This is a genomic window from Lentisphaera profundi (assembly GCF_028728065.1).
GTDB classification, from domain to species: Bacteria; Verrucomicrobiota; Lentisphaeria; order Lentisphaerales; family Lentisphaeraceae; genus Lentisphaera; species Lentisphaera profundi.
Window position 1 is genome coordinate 739,086 of the sequence record NZ_CP117811.1, and the last position, 24,647, is coordinate 763,732.

The following is a 24,647-nucleotide window of genomic DNA, read 5'->3' on the forward strand; positions in this document are numbered from 1 at the left end:
GATTATTCATTTCACAAAATTAATTTTTAAAAGCTAAATCTTTAAGGAAATAAATCGTGAGCAAATATCGAGTATGGTATGATGGTGAACCAGAGTATACAGAGTTCGACACTCTAGCAAAGGCCCTCAAATATGTACGTAAGACTAAAGTACTTGATGAATCAAATTCTGGATTAGAAGAATGTACTGATGGTTACTGGGATGAATGGATGGATAGTGATGATCAAGAAATACATGATCATTTATACATGTACGGTGGGAAATCACCTTACTTGAAGAAAAGTGCGGTAAAATCAGAACCCGTTCGTCCATCAATAATGGATACAGTGAGTTTCAGTCGTGAAGATCTTATCGCATCACTTGAAGAAGATGATGAAGATGAAGAAAGCGAAGAAGATGATGAAATCACTGATCCGGAAGATGAAGAAGAAGCTTTGGATGAAGAGTCTCTCGACGAAAGACTGATGAATGTGATTGGTGTATCTCCGAAGACAACAACGGAGGTAACTACTGAAGCTGGTAGTGATACTGAGACGCCTGAAGAATTTATCGGCGAAGATGAAATGTCTGAGTTTGAAGATGACGTAGATGAAGATCTTGAAGTTGAAGACGAAGACGAAGACGAAGAGAAATAATTCTTAGAACAATTTTTATAAGGCGGGCTTGTCCCGCCTTTTTTTTGCTATGACGAGACTTGAATATCCAGAGATTTTTTTAACGCGCAGCCATTTAAATGACTTGCCTAATACCCCTTTGCCTGAAGGCTATTATTTCAGGAATTATCAATTCGAAGATGAAGAGAATTGGTTTAGGATTTATGAGGCCTCAGATAATTATAACAAAGTTTATTCAACGACTTTTCGTGAATACTTTGGTGCAAAAGTAAAAAAATTAGAACAAAGACAAATTTATATATGCAATCAAGAAGGTCTTGCTGTGGCCACTGCAACTGCCTGGAATGATGAAAACTTTCATGGTGAGCACTGGGGAAGAATTCATTGGCTTGCAGTGCATCCCGATTTTCAAGGCTTAGGTTTAGCGAAGTGTTTGTTGAATCAGGCGATGCAACGCTTGAAAGCATGTGGTCATGAAAAAGCCTATTTACGGACTTACACCATGCGTGAAAAGGCTATTAAGCTCTATCTCAATTTTGGTTTCACGCCTTTGATTAGTTCTGTTAATGATGAAGAAGTATGGAAATCAGTGGCAAAAAAAGTTGATCACAAATTACTTGCGACTTGGAGAGATCAATAAGTCGTCTAAATTATGATTAATCATGATTTTATAGGAGTCTTATATGAGTACAATTTTTTCTAAAATTATTGCTGGTGAAATTCCTGCGGACGTGGTTTATGAAGATGAGCACTGCTTAGCCTTCAAAGATATAAACGCCATAGCACCGATGCATATCTTGTTAATCCCAAAGAAAGAGCTCGTAAACTTATCTGATGCGAAAGAATTGGATAAAGAATTGCTTGGGCACATGATGCTTAAAACAAAAGAAATAGCAGATTCACAGGGCTTTGAAGATTATCGAGTTGTGACAAATAATGGTGCAGGAGCTCAGCAGAGTGTTTTTCATTTACATTTTCATATTATTGGCGGAAGAAGCCTAAACTGGCCTCCAGGATGATAGCTCGTTCTAAACTTTTATTTTCGAATGATAAAGAACTTTAAAAGTGAGCGTGAAGCAATATGAGCTATGAAAGAGATGTCTTACTGAAAATGACTGATGAAGAGTTATTAAATCGTTGTAAGACGGATCACTATATTGCTACCGGCAATGGTGGTCAAAAACGCAATAAAACTTCCAGTGCAGTTCGCTTGACGCTTAAAGATACATCCATTTCTGCAACGGCGTCAGAAGACCGTCAGCAATCGGTGAACAAGAAGAGGGCACTTCGTAAGCTGAGGTTGGCAATCGCTATGGAAATGAGGCAAGAGGCTCAGCAATGGCAGGGGCAGCTAGATATGAATCCCAAAAATGCGCAGTACCCCTTATTTATCGCAGCTCTCACCGATAATCTATTTGATAAGAATTGGCAGGTTTCCGAAGTAGCGAAATCAATGGATCTTTCCACGGGAAAGCTGATTAAGATTATCGCCAAGGACGATACCCTATGGCAGTTCGTGAACAAAGAACGACAAAAAAACGATTATAAGCCACTGAAGAAGTAGTTTCGGAATAAGCTCAAGTTGAGATGATCTAGGAATCATAGTTTACTGGTGGTACGGAATAGATTTTGGCGAAAAATAATAAATGAGATTTCTCCAGATCAGGAACTCAGTCATGGAGAAACGAATCTGGATAATGCTATACTTAAACTTACTTGCTAGAGATTGACCAAGGTTTTGCGTAAATCGCAAATTATTTGACCTTATGTCAATGAGCAGGGGCAGAAACGAAATATGAAGGTACTGAAATAAAGTTATGAGTCAGAATCAAAGTATGTGGTCAGTAAGTCAGGTGGCAATGGCCGTGCGCCAAGTCTTGGAGCAGGGGGTTAAGCCCTTCTGGGTCAAAGGCGAGGTCTCGAATTTAACCATCCATACCTCTGGTCATGTATATTTTTCAGTCAAAGATGCCAAGTCCCAAGTCTCCTGTACTTATTTCAATGGTGCTCAACAAGCGCGATCTTTTCATATGCAAGATGGTATGGAAATTGAGCTTTTTGGCAGCTTAACTTATTTTGCACCCTCGGGTAGAACTCAGATTATTGTTAGAGATCTCAGGCCAGGTGGCGTCGGCAAGTTACAGTTAGAATTTGAGATGCTCAAAAAGAAACTCAATGATGCGGGATTATTTGATCCAAAGAGAAAAAAACGACTGCCTTTATTTCCAGAAAAAATTGCGGTCGTGAGTTCCGCTAATGGCGCCGCCCTACACGATTTTTTACAAGTATTAAATCGTCGCTTCCCCGGCAAAGAAGTTTATTTGTTTCCCGTAGCCGTTCAAGGAGAAGGCGCAGCAAAAAAAATTGCTGGCGCGATTCATCGTTGTAATTTGTTGGATGCAGCGGATGTCATTGTCCTGACTCGTGGTGGCGGGAGTATAGAGGATTTATGGGAATTTAATCAAGAGCATTTAGCTTACGCAATAGCCGATTCACATATCCCGATAATTTCTGCTGTGGGTCACGAGGTTGATTTTACAATATCGGATTTTGTAGCAGATTTTCGAGCTCCAACGCCTTCTGCGGCGGCCGAATTGGTGATTAAAAGTCGTAGTGAATTCAGCAATGATTTAAATAGCAAGATCAAAAATTTAAGTAATAATTTTGATTTGAAACTCTATGCCTTAAAGCAGCAGTATGTAAAAGTTCGTCATCGTTTAATGCTGAGCAATCCCGAGAAGAAATTACAAATGCAATCGCAGCATGTGGATTTCTTACAAGTGAAACTTGTGAAAGCGATGGAAGCACGCTTGCTTTATCACAGTCAATTAACGGCCAATTTGAAACAAAGAATGAAGGCCTGTTCACCAGATTTAGAAAGACATAGGACGGAACTTAAATCCTTGGAAGCAAGGTTGAGTATAGCCTTTAAAAATCATTTAATTAATAAAGAAAATAAACTTAAATCCTTATCTAAGAATTTAGAATTATTAAACCCTCAGGGGACTTTAGATCGTGGCTACAGTATAGTGCGTTATAAAGGAGAGATTCTGCATTCTAGTACGGAAGTCGCTCAGGCCGATATCATAGATATACGTTTGGCTAAGGGCTCATTAACCGCAAAAGTAGAAGGGAAGACCGAGTCATGAAAGAAAAGAAATTTGAAGAAGCCTTAGGCGAATTAGAACAAATCGTGCAAGAAATGGAGCTCGGTGAGTTAAGTCTTGAAGAAAGTTTTAAAAAATTTGAGAAGGGCAATGCACTAGCAAAAGTATGTGCCGGTAAATTAACAGAAGTTGAGAAAAAAGTTAAGGTCCTAAAAGGCATTAGCGAAGAAGGACCCGAGTGGGAAGATTTAACTTAATCTGAGTGTCTGATAAATTTAAAATCAGCTTAGTTTAAGAACTGTGCGTGCCATTTGATATGCTCACCGATAAACGATGAGATGAAGTAGTAAGAATGGTCGTAGCCTTCTCTATCATTTAAAATTAAATTAAGCTTATTTTCTGCGCAGACAGTTTTTAAGGAGTCAGTTTTCAGCTGATCTTCTAGGAAATTATCTGCGAGTCCTTGTTCAACTAAAATATGATCTACTTTATTTCCCTGCTTAATAAGTTCGACCGCATCCCATTCCGACCATTGAGTTTGATCATCACCCAAGTAGGTAGTAAAAGCTTTTGTTCCCCAAGGGCAGTCGAGAGGATGAACGATCGGTGCAAATGCCGAGACGGACTGATATTGCTGGGGGTTTTTCAAAGCGCAAATTAAAGCTCCATGACCGCCCATGCTATGTCCTGAAACAGAGGCCTTATCATTGCAAGGAAAGTTAGTTTTAATAATTCCGGGAAGTTCTTTCACAACATAGTCATACATCTGGTAGTGATCCTTCCAGCCTTCACTTGTGGCATTTAAATAGAAGCCTGCGCCACAGCCGATATCCCATGCATCTTTAATATCCTTGACGGATTCGCCCCGAGGACTTGTGTCTGGAGCGACAACAATGATGCCATGTTCGGCAGCGTATCTTTGAAAGCCAGATTTACTGGTAAAGTTATCCGCAGTACAAGTGAGGCCCGAAAGCCAGTACAAAACAGGGCATTTTTTTTCCTTGGCTTGTGGAGGAATGAAGATCGAAAAAGTCATTTCACAATTGAGTGCCGAAGACTGATGAGAATAAAATAATTGCTGACCATTAAAAATAAGATTTTCAGACTTTTTTTCAATCATTGAATTTACCTGTTGATTTTTATTATTTATCAATAAAATTAACATCAGATAAATTTTAATAAATAGCTAAAGAGATAAAAGATGAAATCTAAAGCAGCAGTAGCCTTTGCGGCAGGCAAGCCACTCGAGATTGTAGAAATTGATGTAGAAGGCCCAAAAGCCGGAGAAGTTTTAATTAGAAATGTAGCATCAGGTGTATGCCATACAGATGCCTTTACATTGTCTGGTGATGACCCTGAGGGCGAGTTTCCAGTGATTCTAGGACATGAGGGCGGAGCCGTCGTTGAAGCAATCGGAGCAGGGGTTACAAGTGTTGTGCCTGGCGATCACGTTATTCCTTTGTATATCCCCGAATGTGGGATATGCAGATTTTGCTTATCGGGAAAAACTAACCTTTGTCAAGCGGTACGAGCGACGCAGGGTAAGGGTGTGATGCCTGATGGCACGAGCCGTTTTTCTTACAATGGTAAAAAACTACTTCACTATATGGGAACTTCGACTTTCTCTCAATACTCTGTAGTGGCAGAAATTTCCTTAGCGAAAATCAATAAAGCAGCACCCCTAGAAAAAGTTTGTCTCTTGGGTTGTGGAGTTACTACGGGCATTGGTGCGGTTCTCAACACAGCGAAAGTAGAGCCAGGTTCTACAGTAGCGGTTTTTGGTATGGGCGGAATTGGTCTTTCAGTGGTTCAGGGTGCAGTTATGGCACAAGCGGAAAGAATTATTTGTATTGATATCAATGAAGATAAATTTGAAATGGCCAGAAGTTTAGGCGCAACTGATTGCATAAATCCTAAAAATTATGATTTGCCCATTCAAGATGTCTTAGTTGAGCTTACTGATGGTGGCGTTGATTATTCTTTTGAATGTATCGGCAATACACAAGTGATGCGTTCAGCTTTAGAGTGTTGTCATAAAGGCTGGGGAAAATCTGTTATTATTGGTGTTGCAGGTGCAGGACAAGAAATTAGTACTCGTCCTTTTCAATTAGTGACGGGCCGTCAGTGGATGGGCTCAGCTTTTGGTGGAGTGAAGGGTAGAACGCAATTACCTGGTATGGTAGAAGATTACATGGCGGGAAAAATTGAAATTGATCGCATGATTACTTATTCTATGCCCATCGAAGAAATCAATCATGCCTTTGACTTAATGCATCAAGGTAAAGCTATCCGCTCAGTAGTGACTTTCTAAAGAAGTCACCAGTCTAAGTTAGAAATAAAAAAGGCCTCAATACGAGGCCTTTTTTTATAAGTTGAGTAGTGTGATCATGTTTTCTTTAATGATTTCACCCATATTTTTGCACTTTAAAAAGCTTTTAGTCTTGTGGAACTCAGCGAGTTCTGTTCTGAGTTGTAAAATATTTTCATCTGCCGCGAGTTTATCTTTGCTCATGCATCGAACGAGGCTTTTGACCTGTTGCTTTGAATAGAGAAAGCGACGGTTAATAATATTGCGCTCTTCGCGTTGGTACTGACGTACGGTCTCAGGATTTAAGAGATCCATACAAAGTTGGACAATTTTTTGATTCTCAGGGAAAAATTGAGGTAAGTAAACCTGAACTTTGCCTTCGTGACAAAATTGATCAAAATCAATCGGTCGAACTCGGTATTGATCTTCTTCTACATCGGGAGTGACCGTTACAACGTAATTATATGAACGCATATCACCAATTAAAGAGGTGAAGCAACGTTCGTTAAATTTGACAAATTCCTTACAAAGACGCACGGGATTAACAGTTTTCTGCGAGAGATTATGTTCAATAAAATGATCACCGGGAATGCCAATGATATGCTCTTCGATTAGAGTGCTATGGTCAACCATATAATTGACGCGATTAGGAGATAAAAGTCCTTCAAATTCGAGGCCATAGATACGGGAAGCATCGGCTTTTTTGACATAGAAGTGATCGCGATTATCATTAAATTTATTGATAACGCGAATTCGGAAAGGACGCGAGTTGGCAAAAGCACAGTAGTCAATGCGATCAATACTCAAATGTTCAATAATGGATTTATCACCACCTGCTAATAGTGTCACATAAATTTCGATTAAAGCCTTTTCGAGGATGATTTGATCTTGAGTGGGGTAAATAACTGTTTCCCATAAAGTAGGTTCGTCATCTTTGTCGTACACGGGAAGAGAATCTTGGAATCGTAGTAAATCTTCGTAGTCGAGCGGTAATTGAAAATGTCGACTATGCGCTTCAAGGTACTGAGCAAAGTTATCAGTGATCTTGATGATAGGTTTTTTATTTTTTATAAGTATCATAATTGAGAGCTTTGTTTGAGATGGATTTAGCTCAACATACCATTGAGGTGTATAATACCCAATGATTATTAATCCTTAAATTGAAATTATTTACTTATGTGGAAACAACAGACAATTCGCCTTGGCGCGAAAGCTCGAGGATTTTATCTGATTACTAGAGAAATCGAGCAGGAATTGGAAGGGCTCGATCAGTATAGGATTGGTGTACTTCATATATTTATTCAGCATAGTTCAGCATCACTCACTATCAATGAAAATGCGGATCCCACCGTTCGCGTCGATTTTGAAAGTCACTTTAATAAAATGGTTCCTGAGAATGCACCTTATTATTTACATACTTGCGAAGGGCCAGATGATATGCCTGCCCATTTAAAATCATCAATTCTGGGGTCCAGTTTAAGTATACCGATAAAGAATGGTCGGCTCGCACTGGGAACTTGGCAGGGGATATATCTTTGCGAACACCGCGATTACGCTTCGGGACGTAGCTTGGTATTAACTCTCAATGGCGACTTAGCTTAGAGGAGTTACTCATAACGAGGGGCAAAGCCTCTTAGTCGCCTGGTTAAGGATTGGCAAATCCTTACAGGGAGAGCTCGAGAGGGACCGCGTCCTTCTCGTATGCGCAGCATCATGCCCTCTCTTCTGGATAATCGTATTTCTATTTGAGTCAAGACTGATTTTCGGAATACCCTATTTTTTGAATTAGAGTGAAAGGTTTATCACTTAGCTGAGAATATCTAATATGTTTATGAAGTGAAAGACTAAAAAGATAAGATGGATAAGCGAATGAATAAATTTAGACAAATACTCTTTTATGCTTTGTTTTTGACGCTGGTAATTTCGGCGCAAAAAAAACCAAATATCGTACTCATCTACGCGGATGACCAAGGCTGGAAAGATATCGGTTATCAATCAGATGGTGAATTTAAAACCCCTGTTCTCGATAAGCTAGCAAGTGAGGGCATGATTTTTACTGATGCCTACACCAACGCAGCCAATTGCCAACCTGCACGGGCCTGTCTCCTTTCAGGGAATTATACACCACGCCATCACGTTTTTGCTGTAAATAGTACGAATCGTGGTCCCTCATCTAAAATGCGCCTCATCCCCATTCCTAATCGTGATGGCCTCGCAGTCGAAAATATCACAATAGCAGATGCTTTAAAAGAAGCAGGCTATGCAACAGGGCATTTTGGTAAGTGGCATCTTTATGAGAAAGGCGGGAAAAATACCCCAGGAGGCGGAGGGGCATTACCAAGTCAGCAGGGCTTTGATGTCACTTATGATAGCTTTGGTGAGGGTGAACATCCCGAAGGAGCCAAGGGGAATCTCAAGGGGCCCAGCAATGATGCCAAAGGCGTTTATACGCTTTCAAGAAAAGCCTGTGAATTTATGGAGGCCAATAAGGATAAGCCTTTTTTCGTTTATCTCGCTCACCATGCACCTCATGGTCCTGTTCAGGCGCGTGAATCAACACGTAAAATGATCAGTGATACTTACAAAGCCTGTATCTATGACCTAGATGATAGCGTCGGTCACGTACTTAAGAAAATTAAAGAGCTCGGTCTCGAAAAGGATACTCTAGTTATCTACACCAGTGATAATGGCAGTGGTGCAAAATCACAGGAACCCTTACGAGGCAAAAAGGGTTGTTATTATGAAGGAGGCATACGCGAGCCGATGATTGCTTATTGGCCTGGTGTGATCGAAGCAGGCTCGGTGAGTTCCGTCCCAGTGATGCAAATTGATTACTTTCCCACCTTTCTCGATATGGCAGGTGTTAAAAGTTCAAAAATTCTCGATGGTGAAAGTTTGATGCCTCTTTTGACTCAAACTGGCAAATTGAAGCGTCAATCGCTTTTCTGGCATATGCCCGGTTACCTTGATAAAGCTGTGCTTCGTGGACGTGATAAAATCTTTCGAACTCGTCCGGTTACAGTGATGCGCAAAGGGCGCTGGAAAATGCATCTTTACCTCGAGGAATGGCTTCTCGACGGAGGAAGGGCTGGTTTTCCAGATAACAAGGCAATTGAACTTTACGACCTAGAGCATGATCGCGGCGAGTATAAGAATATCGCCACTGAAAAACCTGAATTAGTGGATCAATTACTGACAGAATTACTGGAGTGGCATGGTACGTGCGAGGCTCCGATTCCTACGGAAAAGAACCCTGCGTATGGAATTGAAGAGCCATCAAAAGGCAAGAAATCAAAAAATAAGCGTAAAAATAAAAAGGAAAGCAAATGAATAAAAGCTTGATGAAAAATAAAATAATAAGTTCACTCCTATTCCTAGCACTTTCCTTAATGACTTATGGAGAGGATAGCAAGCCGAATATAATTTTTATCATGGCAGATGATTTAGGTATCGGTGAAATCGGCTGTTATGGTTTTAACGACATTATCAAAACACCGCATATCGATAGTCTCGCTACAGAAGGAACCATGTTTACTCAGGCTTATACGGGTTCACCAGTTTGCGGACCATCACGCTGTGTCCTTCAAACGGGAAAGCACTCAGGTCATGCCCGCCGCCGTGATAATACCTCTACAGATGGTAATAAAACCCTCGTCCCACTTAAAGCAGCAGATTTTACTATTGCAGAAATGCTCAAAGATGCGGGATACGCAACAGGCGGTTGTGGCAAATGGGGTCTCGGAAATGCCGGTACGAGCGGTAGTCCAGATAAGCAGGGTTATGATCATTTTTATGGTTATCTCGACCAAAAGAAAGCGCATAAATATTATGTGGATACGCTGTGGAAGAATGGTAAAGATGTTCCAGTGGAGCGCATTGATGGCAAGCCGCGTTACTCACATGATTCGATGGCGGATGACATGCTCAAATGGATTGAAGATAATCATGAAAAACCATTTTTTTACTACGCAGCTTTTACGATTCCACATAATGAATACAAGGTTCCCGATTTGGGGATTTATGCAGAGGTCAAAAATCTGAGCCCGACAGAAAAAATATTTGCGGCCATGATTACTCGCATGGACTCAGATGTAGGACGCCTGATGGCACTTTTGAAAAAATTGGAGATCGATGATAATACCATTGTTTTTTTTACGAGTGATAATGGACCAGCCAAGATTTGGAAAGACGATAAATTTAATTCTCGGGGTGATCAGCAGGGGATTAAGCGCTCCTTATTTCAAGGGGGAGTCAATGAGCCGATGTTAGTGCGTTGGCCTGGGAAAATTCCCGCTGGAAAAGTAAGTGATTTCAAATGGGTTTTTTATGATATAATGCCGACATTTGCGGAAATGATTGGCATCTCCAAGCCAGAATCTACAGATGGAATATCAGTCTTGCCCACGTTACTCGGGAAAAAACAAAAGCCCCATGACTTCATTTATTGGGAGTTTTATTCGGGTTTTCAGCAGTCAATCATTATTGGCGATTACAAAGGCATTCGATTTGGTACTAAGGATGCAATGCAGCTTTATAAATTAAGCGATGACCGCAAAGAAGCTAATGATATCGCTTCTTCTTATCCTGAGCTCGTTTCACGTATGACTAAGATCATCGATAGAGAACACGTCGATGATACTCATTGGCCAACAAAAGAGCACAAAGCTTCTAGTAAAAAAGGAAAGAAAAGCAAAAAGAGTGGCAAGTCTAAGAAAGGCAAGAAAGCTTAGCGAGGGACGAAATTCTGAAGAGAAGATGCCCCACGCTATTTTCTTAGCTTCCTATTTTCATTCTTCTTAAGAGTTCACTTTGATTAGAGCAGATTTATCAGCTGAATCGGTGACGTTATTTGTGCATCTCAGAGCAGTGGAGTCGTGAATCCTTTCATATAAAATTCTTTCCAGTTTCGGGGATATTGGATTTTCATAATGATAGAAATTAAATCATCCGAAATTTTCATCATTTTGACTTTTCAGAAAAGAAAAAAGAGATTAATTTAAGGTGTCAAAATAATAAAATAATTTTTGATCTTAGCATATATTGATATGATCAACGCATAGATTTTTTTTTGATAATTTTTCAGTAGATTCAAAGTATTAATTAACATCAATTATTATCATAAATAAACAGCGTTTATAGATTAACAGGAATACAGTATGCGAATAGGTTTTATTATTGAAAACTGGGAGAAAATCGATCCTCCAAACAGTTCTACATTGGCAATCATCAAAGAGTGTCTATTACGTAAACATAGGGTTTCGATCCTTTACACAAATGACTTAACTGTACGTGATAACATCGTCCATGGCTTTGTAAAGGAGCTAAGCTATGAGGGGAAGTTCACGGAAAACATCACAAGTTTTTACAAGAAGATTCAGGTAGAACGTAAACTTATCGCCTTACATGCTTTTGACTGTATCATGATGCGTAAAGATCCTCCAATTAATCCAATTGTCTTTAACTTCCTTGATGCTATTAAAAATGAGACTATTATCATTAATGATCTCGATGGTATTCGTAAAGCGAATAATAAACTCTATACGACGACTTTTCATGATCCTAGTGGAAGTTTTCTACCTGAGACCCATGTTTCTGGTAGTAAAGCCTATATTAATCGTATTATTGATGAATCTAATCACGAAAAAATGATAATGAAACCACTGGATGGGTCTGGTGGTCGCGGGGTAATTGTACTGGAAAAAAATGCTCGTACAAACATCAACTCTCTGCTTGATTTCTATCTTGATGAGTCGAAAGATAGTTACGTAATCCTCCAAGAATTTATTGAAGGGGCGGAAGAAGGAGATGTTCGTGTAATCATGCTGAATGGTAAAGCTATTGGAGCGTATCAACGTAGACCAGCAGATGGAGAAATCCGTGCTAACATTCAACAAGGTGGTTCCGCGCACAAATATGAATTGACAGAGAGCCAAAAGCGCATTTGTAAAAAAATAGGAACTAAACTTCTTGCAGATGGTTTATTCTTTGTAGGTCTCGATATGATTGGTGACAAAATTCTGGAAGTCAATGTTCTCAACCCTGGGGGAATCACCAATATAAATCGTTTAAATAAATTAAAACTACATCGGCAAGTAGTAGATTTTTTCGAAGAAAAAGTAGATGAAAAGATCGAAAAACGTGTAGAGTTGGAGTATTTACTGAAACATCTCAGCGAACTTAGAAGCTAATATATATAAGAAGATCTGACTAAGTATACTTCTTATATATACTCAATTTCTTCCTTGAATCCTATTGCCTAAGAGATAGGATTTAGGGATAAAAGCTTCACTAGTGAATTAGAAAGTGGCGTTTGGGTTAAATTAGTTTCGACCCAAGCACCACTGATTCACGATGCTCAAAATTATATATAAATGATTTATTTCGCGTCTCAGATAAGTGGGGATGGTGGCCAACAAAAGAGCATAAAGCTTCTGGTAAAAAAGGAAAGAAAAGCAAAAAGAGTGGCAAGTCTAAAAAAAGTAAGAAAGCTTAGCGAGGGACGAAATTCAGAAGAGAAGATGCCCCACGCTATTTTCTTAGCTAGCTATTTTTTGAACGAATTTAATTAAGGAAGGCAATGGTGAGTTTATCCTCGAGGCCTTCTTTGGCTAATAGATCAATTATATTGATGAGCTGTTCTGTTTTTGCATTGCCTTCGAGTTTGAGACAAATTTTGCTTGAACTACCTGCAGTGTTTTTTGCGTAAGTCGCAATAAATTCATTCATATCCGAGGCATGTTTAAAACTATGTCCTAAGCTCGGGAGATGGTAGTGATCTTTCATCACCATGAGGTCAAGATTGGCATCTGTGAGAATAGTGATGTCGGGGGAATGAGAAGGCGCATTTACCGCTACATGAGCTTCTTCAATGACAGGGCTATTGGTAATTAAGAAATACGTTAACAATAGAAATGTAACGTCAATCATTGCCGATAAGGGAAGCTCAGTATCGCCAACTACCACTTTTAATCTTTTCTTTTTCTTTGCCATGATTATCAACCTCGTTTAATTAAGTGAACAGCATAGTGCATTTGCGCCTATTCTTAACTATAGGGTCTGAGCTTTAGCTAAAGCAAGTTTTTATGGGCGGACGGCTTTTGGTTTCTGTAAAGTATTGATATAAAAGGGGAAAGGTATTAGTGGATCGCATGCTTAATTACGATTAAGCAGGTTAGAAGGCTAGATTCTAAATAGGAGAGGGGAATTAAAATTCCACACATTTTGGCTTACTTTCATATGCCCTCCCGCCTTTTTTCTTCCCCCGCATTATTCCTTAAGAACTTTTTTATTTCATTCGAAGTAAAAGATTTCCATGAATGAATAAGATCACTCAAAGAATGCCCCTCATAAGTCTTAATCAAAACATGCACATGATTGGGTATCACCACATACGATATCAAATCATAACACTCCCCATCAAAAAACGTCCAGGTATCTAGGACTATTTGAGCAGAAGCAGGATTTCTAAGCACACAGGAACCGTAGCCCTTATCGAGAAGTCTTTCAATTTCCTTGCGTTCTGAGCATTATTTTGCGGGCGAGACGCCCGCGCTCCCAGGTTTTATTTCCTCATCTTTTCTTTTTATGCAGGCAAGATGCCAGCGCTCCCAGCGCATTTATCTTCGCGCAGGTATTTCTAGGCCATGACGGCTTCCTGATAGACCTCGGATAAAACGTCTTCTATGAAGGTGAACTTAGTCATAATCAATTAGGAATCACGAATGATCCCTAAAGTTTCTCCTTTTAATTTCCTCTTCCACTATCTTTAGTTCCTGCATATCTTCAAAGTCAGCTTGTTCGACCTCTTCCTGTTTGCGCCTTTGTTCAAAAGACTTATAAATTTCTGAGACTTCCTCTTCCACCTCTTTCTTGCTGATACTGCCTTTTCCTTCCAAAAGGGGGAAGTCATTTGAAGAGAGTACTTTATCTACATTTTCCTGCCAGAAACTCATAGTAAATGACTTACGGGTTTTGGCCCGAAGTTCAGCACTCTCCAGGAAAATCGTGACAAGTCTATTTAGGGTGTCTATTTCATCTTCTATCAGGTAATTTTTAGCGATGAATATATCCTGCTTACGAACTACTCGACCTTTCCAGGATGTCAGGGCCATATTGCTCTTATCTGAATCGGCTCTTTCAACGATAAGCTCTGCAGCAGTTTTTTGGGTACTGGCAAAAATCAGTTTATTTTGAGTTTCAGCGAAAAACATCTGAGTCGCTTTATCTGTAGTGTCGTAGTCTGTACTCAAGGCAAATAGATCGCGCACCTTCTGGTAAAAACGCTTTTCGGAAGATCTTATATCGCGGATATTTGCCAGTAATTCATCAAAATAATCGGCACGGCCATCTGGGTTTTTAAGGCGTTCCTTATCCATGACGAAACCTTTGACCATGTATTCTTTAAGATTTTGATTAGCCCAGACTCTAAATTGCACACCGCGTTTACTGCGCACTCGAAAGCCAATCGCCAAGATCATCTCAAGTGAGTAGTGGCTTACTTCATACTTTTTGCCATCAGCGGCAGTTGTAAAGTATTTCTTTATAACTGAATTTTCATCTAACTCATTGTCATTGATAATACTTGTGATGTGCTGGCCGATATTTTGTTTCGAGGTGGAAAAAAGTTCTGCGAGCTGATTTTGTGTCATCCACACCTGGCCATCCTGGGCAAAAAGACTAACCGAAGCTTTGCCATCTTTACTGGTGTAGATAATTATATTTTCTTCTTCTTTCATATTAACTGCATTCCTTCCACTCGATGTATTGTGACTCCATCATGAAATATCTGTCCCCGGGGTTTCGGGGTGAGAGAAAAGCTGTTTGAATCAGCCTGTTTTTTAAACCCATCGCTTTTTGGCCGTCGTTCTCTAAGTGACAACTCTCATCACAATAAATGTTTACAATTCCACTCACTTTAACTCTCCAAAATATCATTATTAAATAAATTCATGGCGTCAAAATGATCTTTTAAATAATCAGACCTGGTAGTCCTGTCATTATGATCAGTTTTCAATTCTCTAACTAAACGTGAATCGTGATTATTATTTTTCATTCCCAATACTAATTCATAGCATTGTGAGATTCCAATATTGAAAGTGGTGATTTTAAGATTCAAAACATCATTGTAAAAACGGTCGGATTTAAGGACGTTAACATCATTTCCGGTCATTCTTTTATAGGCTAGATGTAGGGTTTCGTTCCTAGAACTTTCACTTTTTAAAAAGTAAAAGAAATCTAGTTTTATATCTTCCATTATAACAAAAAGCTGAACTAGAAAAAGATTTAAATTTTTATCACTAGAGTTCATTATTAAAAAGATTTTCGAATACATTCTATTAATTGTTCTGAGTTCAATATTAAAGTCATTAAACAAAGAACTCATAAGACGTTTACTCAGTTCTGGTGAGTTATCAGATTGAGAAATTCGATTGGCGTAAGGCATCGGATATTTCTCAAAGATGAGCTCAATAAATCCACATGTGTCTGGCTTAGGTAATATTGTCTGTTGGTCAAAGAAGCGTTCTAAATACTTAGATGCAGAAAACTCATCACCATAAAACTTTTTAACCGTAGCTGAGAGTTGGTCGTTATCTGTAGCAATGACAAAGATAATATTATCAATCTCAAAAAAATGTTTAATTTTTTCTAGTACTTCAACAGAAAAACTTGGACGGCAGCGATCTAGCTCATCAATGAAGATGAACACTTTGCCATTACTTGATAGGTCTGTTGATTTTTGTAATGAGGTTTTATAATTCTCTAATTCACTTTGTTTGTTCTGAAATGAATCTATTACCTTTTGACCAAACACATCTGTAATAGCATCTACAGTTTCATCTCCAATAAATTTTTTCCCTAAACCAAGAATTAATTTTCCTCCAGTATCTAAAATCGAATTATAAATATCTTTTTGCTTTTGATCGTTTCTCGGTAGGTTATCTGCAATAGTAGCAAAAATAGGTGGGAAAGCATTTTCTTCATGATCATGCTTCCAAGCATTGAAATATATACAAAGCTTATTTTCGGACAATAATTGTTTTTGCCACTCTCTTAGGAAGTACGTTTTTCCAGAACCCCACTCTGAGTCGATATTTAAAACAAAGTCAGATTGAGTATTTTCTAAAAAACGAGTTAAGACTTCTGCAAATTTCGCTCGATCACCATCACGTCCCTTGAAAGCATCACTTTCAAAAGCCGAATCACCTGATGGTGAGTACTCACGATTCTTTAAAGAGTAATTTTCAACCATCAGAGATTCCAACTATTCAAAATTAAGCATTTAGAATTCAACATTATTAGAATTCTCTTTTGAACGCGTTTTTTACTCGGAGAGAACTCATCTTTCCAAAACATATCCCAAATACGATTATTCTTAATTTTATCCGTAATCATTTAGCCAACCCTCGTTTTTTCTTTTAATGCCGCAAGGATTGCGGTGCTCCCAGCGTTTTCGTAAATGCGGGCGAGACGCCCGCGCTCCCAGCAAGTCCTAAATCTCTCATCTTTTTATGCAGGCAAGATGCCTGCGCTCCCAGGTTTTATTTCCTCAGCTTTTTTAATGCCGCATGGAATGCGTGCTCCCAGCTCTTGTCCGCTCGTGTGGCAACACTAAATTAGGGTGAAGATGATAGAAATCATGTGCAAGTTATGGAGAATTATAGAGAAAATATCCATAAATAGGCTCAGATAAAGAAAAAGGCCCGACAAAGTTGTCGTGCCTGACTACGCTACAATTAAGTTAGAATACTAAGTTCTTAAATCAAAGCCAACACGGAGTGTTATTTATCACTACTACTCAAGTAGGTTTTACCCGATCTGTAAATTTTCAAATATAAATTAATTTATCAGCTTTTTTTGGACTTGTGGGTTTCTTTGGTTGAGTGGTTTTTTTTGGCGGCGCGGGTTTGACTGTTTGCGGTAGTTTAACGGAGTCTTCTTCTTTCGAGAGGAATTTTTTTGAAGTCGATGGCAAGAAGGTACTTCTGACACTGCCATCGGCAAAACCGATGTTTGAAAACATTTGTTTTCCATGCTGAGAATGAGTTCCCGCCCAATCAGAATATCCCGAAATCGCGTACTGTCGACTGCCCAAGTTCCTAGGGGCGACGAATTCTCTAATCATAACCGTTGAAGAAGGCTTTGCAACATCAGCTTGTGTTGCCGAGCCCTTAGTCCAGCTTAAGTTTGAGTTGAGTATGTAATTTCTCTTTGGGTAACCAGCAGCATCTATCTGGCTAAATTCCGCGGATGGGCAATAATATAACTTGTCCCCTCCCTGCACATTATTTGGATGAATCCAGTTCCAATACGTCCACCCCAATAACATCTTTCGACCATCATAGCCATCTAAAGCCAAGTAGTCATCCCAGACATCATTTGTACGGTACTTTTTAAGGCCAACAACATAGTGATCTTGGTTGTCATCGGGAACCATCAGTAAAAACGTAGAAACTTGTTTGAGGTTATTGATACATACAGATGTCTTAGCTTTCCTTCTTGCTTTACCAAGGCTAGGTAAAAGTAAGGATCCAAGAATGCCGATGATTGCGACAACTACCAAGATTTCAATGAGGGTAAAATTTTTCTTATTCATAATTTTTCCTTTTTCAATACCTATTTATAGAACTCTATATTCTGTTAATGTGTAAAACACGCATAATAAGCACCTTGCTACTGTATAATTTTTTTATTATGATGTATAATGAATCTAATATGTAAAAATATGCACTATCTCGAGCCTGATGCAGAGTTGTTTTATCACTATTCAGCAAGAACTTATGACTTTAAGAGATTACCTAAAAAGGCCGTTTTTTGAAGCTATTAATTTGGTGACAATAGCATCGAAGATGCGTCATGTTTTTAGCCTTGGGGGTAGGCGAAGCTCACTCCCAAGGAATCGATTATCCATCACTAGATCATCGAAGATGGTCAATTAATTCGCCCTCGTCGAGGACGAGATTTACAATCTGTTTTTTCACCTGGGGTTTTACTCCAGGCTAAGTACATTCATCCTCTCCGAGGGTGTAAAATCATGCTTCCGTTTTTCAAATACAATGATTTTCCAACTATTCAAAATTAAGCATTTAGAATTCAACATTATTAGAATTCTCTTTTGAACGCGTTTTTTACTCGGAGAGAACTCATCTTTCCAAAACATATCCCAAATACGATTATTCTTAATTTTATCCGTAATCATTTAGCCAACCCTCGTTTTTTCTTTTAATGCCGCAAGGATTGCGGTGCTCCCAGCGTTTTCGTAAATGCGGGCGAGACGCCCGCGCTCCCAGCAAGTCCTAAATCTCTCATCTTTTTATGCAGGCAAGATGCCTGCGCTCCCAGGTTTTATTTCCTCAGCTTTTTTAATGCCGCATGGAATGCGTGCTCCCAGCTCTTGTCCGCTCGTGTGGCAACACTAAATTAGGGTGAAGATGATAGAAATCATGTGCAAGTTATGGAGAATTATAGAGAAAATATCCATAAATAGGCTCAGATAAAGAAAAAGGCCCGACAAAGTTGTCGTGCCTGACTACGCTACAATTAAGTTAGAATACTAAGTTCTTAAATCAAAGCCAACACGGAGTGTTATTTATCACTACTACTCAAGTAGGTTTTACCCGATCTGTAAATTTTCAAATATAAATTAATTTATCAGCTTTTTTTGGACTTGTGGGTTTCTTTGGTTGAGTGGTTTTTTTTGGCGGCGCGGGTTTGACTGTTTGCGGTAGTTTAACGGAGTCTTCTTCTTTCGAGAGGAATTTTTTTAGTGTTTTTCCATTGAGTTTAATCTCAATAATCGAGAAGCCATACTTTGTTTTTCTCTTAATTAAATCAAACATTATGTATCTAACTTGTATGGGTGATTCTAATTTTATGTAATCGGGAGTTGCACGGTTTTTATTCGTTTTATTATGAATTGTGGTCCATTTTTTATTATCTGTGGACACTTTAATATTGTAGTCTTGAGCGTATGAGTCCTGCCAGAAAATTTTAACTTGCTTGAGTGTGTAAATTTTTGGAAGTTCGATGCTCAAAAATTGTTTATTAGCAAACTGAGAACTCCAGCGTGTGTTCATTTTGCCATCAAAGGCATTCGATTCTTGAAATCACAGAGAATTTTTTTCTCGCGAACTAGCCGTGATTATAGCTTCTTGTGAGGATAGGTACTGAAACTGTAATAAGACTAAAAATATCAATAGATAAACCTTCATTACACAGATCTCCGTACGTCTATATTAAGTCAATAAATGGAACCTAGAGTAATCAAGACGGCCTTAGATAGCATAGTTATTATAGGGTGATTCTTTTAAATTAAAAACTTGTATCAATTTAAAACAAAAAAAACGGGAACTCATGCGAGTTCCCGTAAAAGTTGATTTTAGGTCGACTTAATCGTTGAGATGAAGTGAGCTATTGAGTTCAACTGTTTTTGGATTTGGACGGCAGATGAGTTTGCCAGAAACCGAATCTTGGTAGAAGAGTAATTTATCTTTGCCGCTAAGGTCGAGGCCTTTGACGATATTTTCACCCTCAGCAACTAAGTCGCCATTGAGGTTGATTGCGTTATTATTTTCGTCATAGAGCGAAATTTTTGAGCTAGCAGTTACGTAAGTTCCCGCACCCACAGTACAGCCAAAGCCGAGTGAGATACCCGTACCTGCATTGGCACCAAGAAGACATTTTGAGCCAATAGCAACAACTTCTTTGCCACCACCAGAGAGTGTACCCATAATAGAAGCACCACCGCCAACATCAGAATCTTTAGAAACGAATACGCCAGCAGATACGCGGCCTTCGATCATGGCGTTGCCTTCAGTACCAGCATTGAAATTCACAAAGCCTGCTTGCATAACTGTTGTGCCTTCGCCGAGGTGAGCACCGAGACGGATTTTTGCGCCATTACCAATGCGAACACCAGAAGGCACGTGATAGTTAGCCATGTAAGGGAACTTGTCTACGTGTGTGATAGAGAGGGGCTGGATAGAGGAAAAAGTTTGGATGGTGAGTTCTTGAACATGCTCAGGGAAGATCGGACCATAGTTAGTCCACGCTAAGTTAGGGAGCTTGCCAAAAACACTATCGAGACTCACACCATGGGGTTGAACAAGACGCTGACTGAGCATTTGTAAACGAAGGTAAGCATCTTCAGTAGATTCTACTGAGCTTTCAGTGAAATTAGGAAGCACCGTGATAACGCGATCAGTGATTGAATAGATGTTGTCATTCATGTCAAAGTCAGTGAGCATAGTCGCTAAGCTCAAGTCATTCGAGTTGTGCTCAACGAGGGCTTGCAACTGATCTTCAGAAAGAGTCTGAGTATTGATTGAAGCGGAGCTTGCACCAGTGATTTTTGCGATGTCCGCAAACTCTTCAGGAGTGCTAGCTTTGATAAAAGGGAAGAGGACGTCAAGAACTTTGTCGTCATGGCTACGGCGGAGGCCAACGGCCCAATAAATAGTGCTCATACTTAAATTTTCCAAATAGTTTAATTAAGATATAGTCGGCAATATAGAGCACAGTCGAAGAAAAACATCTGTTAAAGGAGGCTTTCCTTCGGATAAATTTGTAGAAGTGTAGGGATCAAAAAATGATCTGTGAGGCGAGTGAAATAATTTAGTAAAACTAAACGAATTTACGCCAATACCATTCTAAACAGAAGAAGAATAAGATTAAGCAGAGAATGAAGTAGTTATCCCAGAGTGGAGTGTTTTTAACTTGTAGAGAAACGGAGTGAACACGGCCAGTACGATTCATTTTTTTGAGCCAGTCAGAAAAATCACTACGCAAGACTTGAGCTCCCTTAGTTTGTTCGCTGAGAGTATTGAGTAATTGAAGATTAGTACTGATATCCTTAAGCTCATTATGTTCTTGGTTAACATAGAGTTGAGCAGGGAGTGAGACTAAACTTTCCTCATTCATTTTACTTTTGGCCTTAAATTCAATGAGGCCACTTTGCTCAAAAACTTGTGTGTGAGCATAGGATAAAGCCATGGGTGTCATACTATGGTTTTGATCTTTGAAAGTGAGTTTCACATCAGCACCTTTAACTTGTGTACCTTCGGCATTTTTTAGACTCGCCGTAAAAAAGACTTTTTCTTTTTGGACATAGTTTAGTTTGTTGCTTTTTACATTGAGTGAATCTTTGAGATCGTTTTCGCGAGCGCATAAAAAATAAGCGAGGCGAGTGATGATGTCGTGGTAGAATTCTTGGTTTTCATTGAGGTTTAATTGCCAAAGTGAGTTGGTTTGAATCATGCCCAAGCGTGATGCTTTCCATTGGCGAGTGACAATGAGTGGGGCAAGCGAACTATCTAGAATAACTTGTGAGCCAGGATTGGCACGACTCGGGAAAGTGATGCCGCTAATGGCTAGAGTATTTAAATTGTAATCTTTAAAGTTTTTACTGATGAAGTGATTCTGGCTGAGTTCATTGATAATGATGTCTTGTTCGAGAGGGGCTCCTACAGGTAAAATGGGCAACGAATCAGCGAAAGCTAAATCTTGACTGAGGTATTTATTAAAGTCACTGCCATTAATAATGAGTACACCCTTTTTATTTAATGAGTAAAGTTCATAGAGTTCATTAAAAAAACGAGGCTTCAAGAATTTGGGATTGACCTGCGAGAGGATAATGAGGTCGTAATCATCCAATTGCGTTTCTTTCCAAAAATCATCTGCTCTTGAGCTTTGTAGTACGAAAGGTGAAGGACTGGTGAGAGTGAAGTGGGGGTTGGTTTCTAGGCTGCGGCGAAGGAATTTATAGTCAGCGGAGGGATGGGTGGCAAGCAATAATATTTTGAGGCCTTCTTCACGAACGAAAATCAAGCGTTGAGCTTCGTTATCCAGAGGGGTGATTTCATTAGCGCGCGGAGGAGCCTTAATCGTCAATAATTTGTAGGAAGCTTTGAGTTTTTTTTCAGGGACAATCATTTCGAGCTCTACAATATCATGATTGCTTTTAGCTAGGTAAGTTTGCGAAGTGAGCAATCGGCCTTCATGCATCAATTCAAAACTTTGGTTTTTCCCTTTCAGGCCTTTGAGTTCGGCGCGGAATTTTATTTTCAGATCTTGCTTATCTTGGATAAATTCAGGACTTCTCAACTCACTTAGTGAAATATCAGAAAATTGTCCTTGGAGTTTCTCTTTGCCAAAGGCGACAAAATAAACGGAGGTTTCATTTTGTTTAATAGTGTAAATCACTTTTTCTAAATCTTGACCATGGTTTTGGATGCCATCACTTAAGAGCATGAAGGCTTTTATTTTGTTATCTTCCTGAAGGCAAGTACTTAAAGCATTTGAAATAGAAGTCGCCGAACCAAGCTTATCTGGTGATGTTTCGTGGAGCTTTAAATCGAAGAAGCGGATTTCTACATTGAGGCGATCGAGTTCATCAATTTCTTCTCTATGTTTCTCAATAAGACTAAGAGCATTTTTATATCTCGAAGGGAGCTCATCTTCAACTTCCATACTCTGAGATGAGTCAATGAGGATGTAGAGACTCTGCTTCGAACTGATTGTTTGAGAGATCTTCCATGCGGGCTTTAAGGCACAAAAGAAAATTAATAGAGTGGCAATAAAACGAAAAATAAGATAGATAGGTTTCTTGCCTTGTTCGCGCTTCCAAAGGGCCCATAGAGACCAGAGGTAGAGGACAAAAATAATCGCTAGAATCGGTAGCGGTATAATCGGGGAGAAACTAGGCATTAGATATCTCCCTTTTGCGTAAGGCGCAATTCAATTAAATTGATGGCCAAAATGACAATGAGTAAAATGATGGTCATGAAGGAGCTCGTGATATGAAAACCTTGGGAAGATATCTTATTGAGGTCTTGTTGTTTTTGGGCGTCAAAATAATCGTCGACAGCCATTTTTCGTTCGAGATTAACGGCATAGGATTGATCATTACTGAGATCATAAAAGCCGCTTAAAAGCATTTTATTGTAGGAGATCGTCTTGGCCTCGATCTCGCTCTTGATGCCCTCAGGATTGGTGATGCTGACTTGCTTGCCAGTGTTTAACTGAATCGATTGCCCAATAGTGATATTATAAAGTTCTAAATGACTTTTAGCGGCAGTCAAAAGATGAATGAGTGGAGCAATAAAATTTGAATTCACCAATTCAGGACTGATGCCAAGTCCGCAAAATTTTAGTTGAGAATTATTGAATGAAGTACTGAAAACGATGTCTTTTTTAGTGAAAGTTTTTATTAGACTTTTTGTGGGACGGGATCTTTCTGAAAAGAATACGGTGCTGACTTGAGTGCTGTAGAGCTCATGACTAAAATCTTTGAGAATGGGGTTATTGCTAGAGAACTGCTTTAAGTTTTGTTCGGAATGAAAGCGGTCACTAAAAAGAGGTAGGAGTCGCGGGCTCCACTTAGCAAGATCATCTTCGGGCATCGGCCAAAAGATGATGACTTTATTGAGTTGACTTAAGTTATTGATTTTATTCCAATCGGCTTCTGCAAGATTGCTTAAGCCAGAAAATAAGTAGATGTCGGAGGCGATAGCTAAGTTATTGAGGCTCGAAGATTTGATTTCGAAAGAGGGGCTTTGTTGTAAAGCAAGTTTACATAAGAGTCCAGGGCTAAGTTCGCCGTGTGCTGCTTGATCAATGATATGGAATTTTTTAGGGGATTGTGCTTGGCCCACAAAGTAATAATGATTGTCGGCTTCAAAGTTATCATCTATATCGAGTTTGAAGTGGAGCTTAAATACATTTTTCTTGGGCGTGTAATTAAAGCTTAGTTTAATAGAAGATTGTTTATTCATGGGGATAGCTCGAGTTTGTATGATCTCGCCATCTTCATAGAGCTGTACATTCAAACCCGATAAGGAAGTATCGCCGCCCAAGCTTAATTCTAATTTAGAACTTTGATTAAGGATAAAATTTGGCGGAGTCTTGAGCGTGTTGATATAATTATTGAATCTCCGTTTTTGAGTCGTATAAATAATGATGTTTTCTTGTTCGGGAAGTTTGTTTTTCCACGCATTTTTATTTAAATCCGTGATGCAGTGGATGGTAACTTTTTGTTTTTTATCATCGCCTTGATTGATGATTTTAGGGAAGTTAATGAGGCCAGTACTAGGGGAGAGCGATTTTATTTCTTCGAGAATATCTTGATGGATATAGCTGTAATCATTAAGTGAATTATTGACAGTGGCAATTTTGAGTGCACTGCCTTCGGGTAGGGATTTAATGATATCTCGAGCCATTTCTTTGGCTTCGTTTAATTGCTGGCCTTGTGCTGAATAGTATGAGTTATCGATGATAATGAGGTGCTGTTTCCCTAAATCTGCATTAAGGCCAGGAATAAAGGGTTGTGCTAAAAGAAGGACGGGGAGCGCAATAAGAAGCATGCGCATGAAGAGCAATAGCGAGCTTTTGATTTTACGTGAGGAGGAGCTTTCGCTTAGGGCTTGCTCAATAAAAGCAAAGGTGGGGATTGCGACAGTTTTTGGTTTTTGCTTTTGAAACAAATGAATCAAAACTGGAATAAGAATGGCCAATAAACCAAACAGCAATGAGGTGTGTATAAACTGCATAAAAAACTCCTAGTCTATTTTACATAAGCCTAAACTGAGTACAAGCCATTTTAGGCTAAGTATGAGCGTAAAGAGC

General features: G+C 39.2%; 21 protein-coding genes and 1 pseudogene. 11 read left to right on the forward strand and 11 right to left on the reverse strand.

Annotated elements, in window-relative coordinates:
- Positions 1-56: 56 nt before the first annotated feature.
- The 6 genes from PQO03_RS03090 (at position 57) to PQO03_RS03115 (ending at position 3,978) form a co-directional block, all read left to right on the forward strand.
- Entirely contained in the window at positions 57-635 is a 579-nt protein-coding gene (locus PQO03_RS03090) for a hypothetical protein (RefSeq protein ID WP_274151039.1), read from the forward strand.
- A 28-nt stretch (positions 636-663) separates the two neighbouring features.
- Positions 664-1,254, forward strand: coding sequence for a GNAT family N-acetyltransferase (locus tag PQO03_RS03095; RefSeq protein WP_274151040.1), 591 nt, complete (start codon positions 664-666; stop codon positions 1,252-1,254).
- A gap of 43 nt (positions 1,255-1,297) precedes the next feature.
- Complete coding sequence (locus PQO03_RS03100) at positions 1,298-1,633, forward strand: histidine triad nucleotide-binding protein (RefSeq protein ID WP_274151042.1); 336 nt, start codon at positions 1,298-1,300, stop codon at positions 1,631-1,633.
- 62 nt (positions 1,634-1,695) lie between these two features.
- Positions 1,696-2,178 (forward strand): peptide chain release factor family protein, encoded by a 483-nt coding sequence (locus PQO03_RS03105; RefSeq protein WP_274151043.1) that lies wholly within the window; start codon positions 1,696-1,698, stop codon positions 2,176-2,178.
- A gap of 253 nt (positions 2,179-2,431) precedes the next feature.
- Positions 2,432-3,763, forward strand: a complete 1,332-nt coding sequence (gene xseA, locus PQO03_RS03110; RefSeq protein WP_274151045.1) for an exodeoxyribonuclease VII large subunit — start codon at positions 2,432-2,434, stop codon at positions 3,761-3,763.
- Complete coding sequence (locus tag PQO03_RS03115; protein WP_274151046.1) at positions 3,760-3,978, forward strand: exodeoxyribonuclease VII small subunit; 219 nt, start codon at positions 3,760-3,762, stop codon at positions 3,976-3,978. Before xseA ends, PQO03_RS03115 begins: the two co-directional genes overlap by 4 nt.
- Positions 3,979-4,007: 29 nt before the next feature.
- Here PQO03_RS03115 and fghA read toward each other — a convergent pair whose 3' ends face one another.
- Positions 4,008-4,838, reverse strand: coding sequence for an S-formylglutathione hydrolase (fghA, locus tag PQO03_RS03120; protein WP_420792848.1), 831 nt, complete (start codon positions 4,836-4,838; stop codon positions 4,008-4,010).
- An 84-nt stretch (positions 4,839-4,922) separates the two neighbouring features.
- Between fghA and PQO03_RS03125 the strand changes: the two genes are divergently transcribed.
- Positions 4,923-6,032, forward strand: a complete 1,110-nt coding sequence (locus PQO03_RS03125; RefSeq protein WP_274151049.1) for an S-(hydroxymethyl)glutathione dehydrogenase/class III alcohol dehydrogenase — start codon at positions 4,923-4,925, stop codon at positions 6,030-6,032.
- Between the two features lie 54 nt (positions 6,033-6,086).
- Here PQO03_RS03125 and PQO03_RS03130 read toward each other — a convergent pair whose 3' ends face one another.
- A complete protein-coding gene (locus PQO03_RS03130; RefSeq protein WP_274151050.1) occupies positions 6,087-7,109 on the reverse strand; it encodes a hypothetical protein in 1,023 nt (340 codons plus the stop codon).
- A gap of 96 nt (positions 7,110-7,205) precedes the next feature.
- Between PQO03_RS03130 and PQO03_RS03135 the strand changes: the two genes are divergently transcribed.
- The 4 genes from PQO03_RS03135 to gshB all read left to right on the forward strand — a co-directional run bounded on the left by PQO03_RS03135 (position 7,206) and on the right by gshB (position 12,217).
- Positions 7,206-7,631 carry a secondary thiamine-phosphate synthase enzyme YjbQ gene (locus tag PQO03_RS03135; RefSeq protein WP_274151052.1) on the forward strand — a complete coding sequence of 142 codons (426 nt, stop codon included), beginning with the start codon at positions 7,206-7,208 and terminating at the stop codon, positions 7,629-7,631.
- Between the two features lie 267 nt (positions 7,632-7,898).
- Entirely contained in the window at positions 7,899-9,359 is a 1,461-nt protein-coding gene (locus PQO03_RS03140) for a sulfatase (RefSeq protein WP_274151053.1), read from the forward strand.
- Complete coding sequence (locus tag PQO03_RS03145; protein WP_274151055.1) at positions 9,356-10,759, forward strand: arylsulfatase; 1,404 nt, start codon at positions 9,356-9,358, stop codon at positions 10,757-10,759. The genes PQO03_RS03140 and PQO03_RS03145 overlap by 4 nt, the downstream gene beginning before the upstream one ends.
- Positions 10,760-11,185: 426 nt before the next feature.
- Complete coding sequence (gene gshB, locus PQO03_RS03150; protein WP_274151056.1) at positions 11,186-12,217, forward strand: glutathione synthase; 1,032 nt, start codon at positions 11,186-11,188, stop codon at positions 12,215-12,217.
- A 373-nt stretch (positions 12,218-12,590) separates the two neighbouring features.
- Here gshB and PQO03_RS03155 read toward each other — a convergent pair whose 3' ends face one another.
- The 9 genes and pseudogenes from PQO03_RS03155 to PQO03_RS03190 form a co-directional block, all read right to left on the reverse strand.
- A complete protein-coding gene (locus PQO03_RS03155; protein ID WP_274151057.1) occupies positions 12,591-13,019 on the reverse strand; it encodes an ExbD/TolR family protein in 429 nt (142 codons plus the stop codon).
- 242 nt (positions 13,020-13,261) lie between these two features.
- Positions 13,262-13,501 (reverse strand): transposase, encoded by a 240-nt coding sequence (locus tag PQO03_RS22045; protein ID WP_420792844.1) that lies wholly within the window; start codon positions 13,499-13,501, stop codon positions 13,262-13,264.
- A 243-nt stretch (positions 13,502-13,744) separates the two neighbouring features.
- Positions 13,745-14,764, reverse strand: a complete 1,020-nt coding sequence (locus PQO03_RS03160; protein WP_274151058.1) for a virulence RhuM family protein — start codon at positions 14,762-14,764, stop codon at positions 13,745-13,747.
- Between the two features lie 179 nt (positions 14,765-14,943).
- Positions 14,944-16,278 (reverse strand): KAP family P-loop NTPase fold protein, encoded by a 1,335-nt coding sequence (locus PQO03_RS03165; protein ID WP_274151059.1) that lies wholly within the window; start codon positions 16,276-16,278, stop codon positions 14,944-14,946.
- A gap of 576 nt (positions 16,279-16,854) precedes the next feature.
- A complete protein-coding gene (locus tag PQO03_RS03170) occupies positions 16,855-17,622 on the reverse strand; it encodes a prepilin-type N-terminal cleavage/methylation domain-containing protein (protein ID WP_274151061.1) in 768 nt (255 codons plus the stop codon).
- Positions 17,623-18,658: 1,036 nt separating this feature from the next.
- Positions 18,659-19,114 (reverse strand): annotated as a pseudogene (locus tag PQO03_RS03175) (discoidin domain-containing protein); the annotation flags it as partial.
- Between the two features lie 300 nt (positions 19,115-19,414).
- Complete coding sequence (locus PQO03_RS03180; protein WP_274151063.1) at positions 19,415-20,491, reverse strand: DapH/DapD/GlmU-related protein; 1,077 nt, start codon at positions 20,489-20,491, stop codon at positions 19,415-19,417.
- Between the two features lie 157 nt (positions 20,492-20,648).
- Complete coding sequence (locus PQO03_RS03185) at positions 20,649-22,730, reverse strand: vWA domain-containing protein (RefSeq protein WP_274151065.1); 2,082 nt, start codon at positions 22,728-22,730, stop codon at positions 20,649-20,651.
- Complete coding sequence (locus tag PQO03_RS03190) at positions 22,730-24,571, reverse strand: BatA domain-containing protein (RefSeq protein WP_274151066.1); 1,842 nt, start codon at positions 24,569-24,571, stop codon at positions 22,730-22,732. Before PQO03_RS03190 ends, PQO03_RS03185 begins: the two co-directional genes overlap by 1 nt.
- Positions 24,572-24,647: the final 76 nt, after the last annotated feature.

Bases quoted from the DNA above. Each gene is read 5' to 3' on its own strand.
- PQO03_RS03100 (WP_274151042.1), top strand. From the start codon at position 1,298: ATGAGTACAATTTTTTCTAAAATTATTGCTGGTGAAATTCCTGCGGAC.
- PQO03_RS03105 (WP_274151043.1), top strand. From the start codon at position 1,696: ATGAGCTATGAAAGAGATGTCTTACTGAAAATGACTGATGAAGAGTTA.
- xseA (WP_274151045.1), top strand. From the start codon at position 2,432: ATGAGTCAGAATCAAAGTATGTGGTCAGTAAGTCAGGTGGCAATGGCC.
- PQO03_RS03115 (WP_274151046.1), top strand. From the start codon at position 3,760: ATGAAAGAAAAGAAATTTGAAGAAGCCTTAGGCGAATTAGAACAAATC.
- PQO03_RS03125 (WP_274151049.1), top strand. From the start codon at position 4,923: ATGAAATCTAAAGCAGCAGTAGCCTTTGCGGCAGGCAAGCCACTCGAG.
- PQO03_RS03130 (WP_274151050.1), bottom strand. From the start codon at position 7,109: ATGATACTTATAAAAAATAAAAAACCTATCATCAAGATCACTGATAAC.
- PQO03_RS03135 (WP_274151052.1), top strand. From the start codon at position 7,206: ATGTGGAAACAACAGACAATTCGCCTTGGCGCGAAAGCTCGAGGATTT.
- PQO03_RS03140 (WP_274151053.1), top strand. From the start codon at position 7,899: ATGAATAAATTTAGACAAATACTCTTTTATGCTTTGTTTTTGACGCTG.
- PQO03_RS03145 (WP_274151055.1), top strand. From the start codon at position 9,356: ATGAATAAAAGCTTGATGAAAAATAAAATAATAAGTTCACTCCTATTC.
- gshB (WP_274151056.1), top strand. From the start codon at position 11,186: ATGCGAATAGGTTTTATTATTGAAAACTGGGAGAAAATCGATCCTCCA.
- PQO03_RS03155 (WP_274151057.1), bottom strand. From the start codon at position 13,019: ATGGCAAAGAAAAAGAAAAGATTAAAAGTGGTAGTTGGCGATACTGAG.
- PQO03_RS03160 (WP_274151058.1), bottom strand. From the start codon at position 14,764: ATGAAAGAAGAAGAAAATATAATTATCTACACCAGTAAAGATGGCAAA.
- PQO03_RS03165 (WP_274151059.1), bottom strand. From the start codon at position 16,278: ATGGTTGAAAATTACTCTTTAAAGAATCGTGAGTACTCACCATCAGGT.
- PQO03_RS03170 (WP_274151061.1), bottom strand. From the start codon at position 17,622: ATGAATAAGAAAAATTTTACCCTCATTGAAATCTTGGTAGTTGTCGCA.
- PQO03_RS03180 (WP_274151063.1), bottom strand. From the start codon at position 20,491: ATGAGCACTATTTATTGGGCCGTTGGCCTCCGCCGTAGCCATGACGAC.
- PQO03_RS03185 (WP_274151065.1), bottom strand. From the start codon at position 22,730: ATGCCTAGTTTCTCCCCGATTATACCGCTACCGATTCTAGCGATTATT.
- PQO03_RS03190 (WP_274151066.1), bottom strand. From the start codon at position 24,571: ATGCAGTTTATACACACCTCATTGCTGTTTGGTTTATTGGCCATTCTT.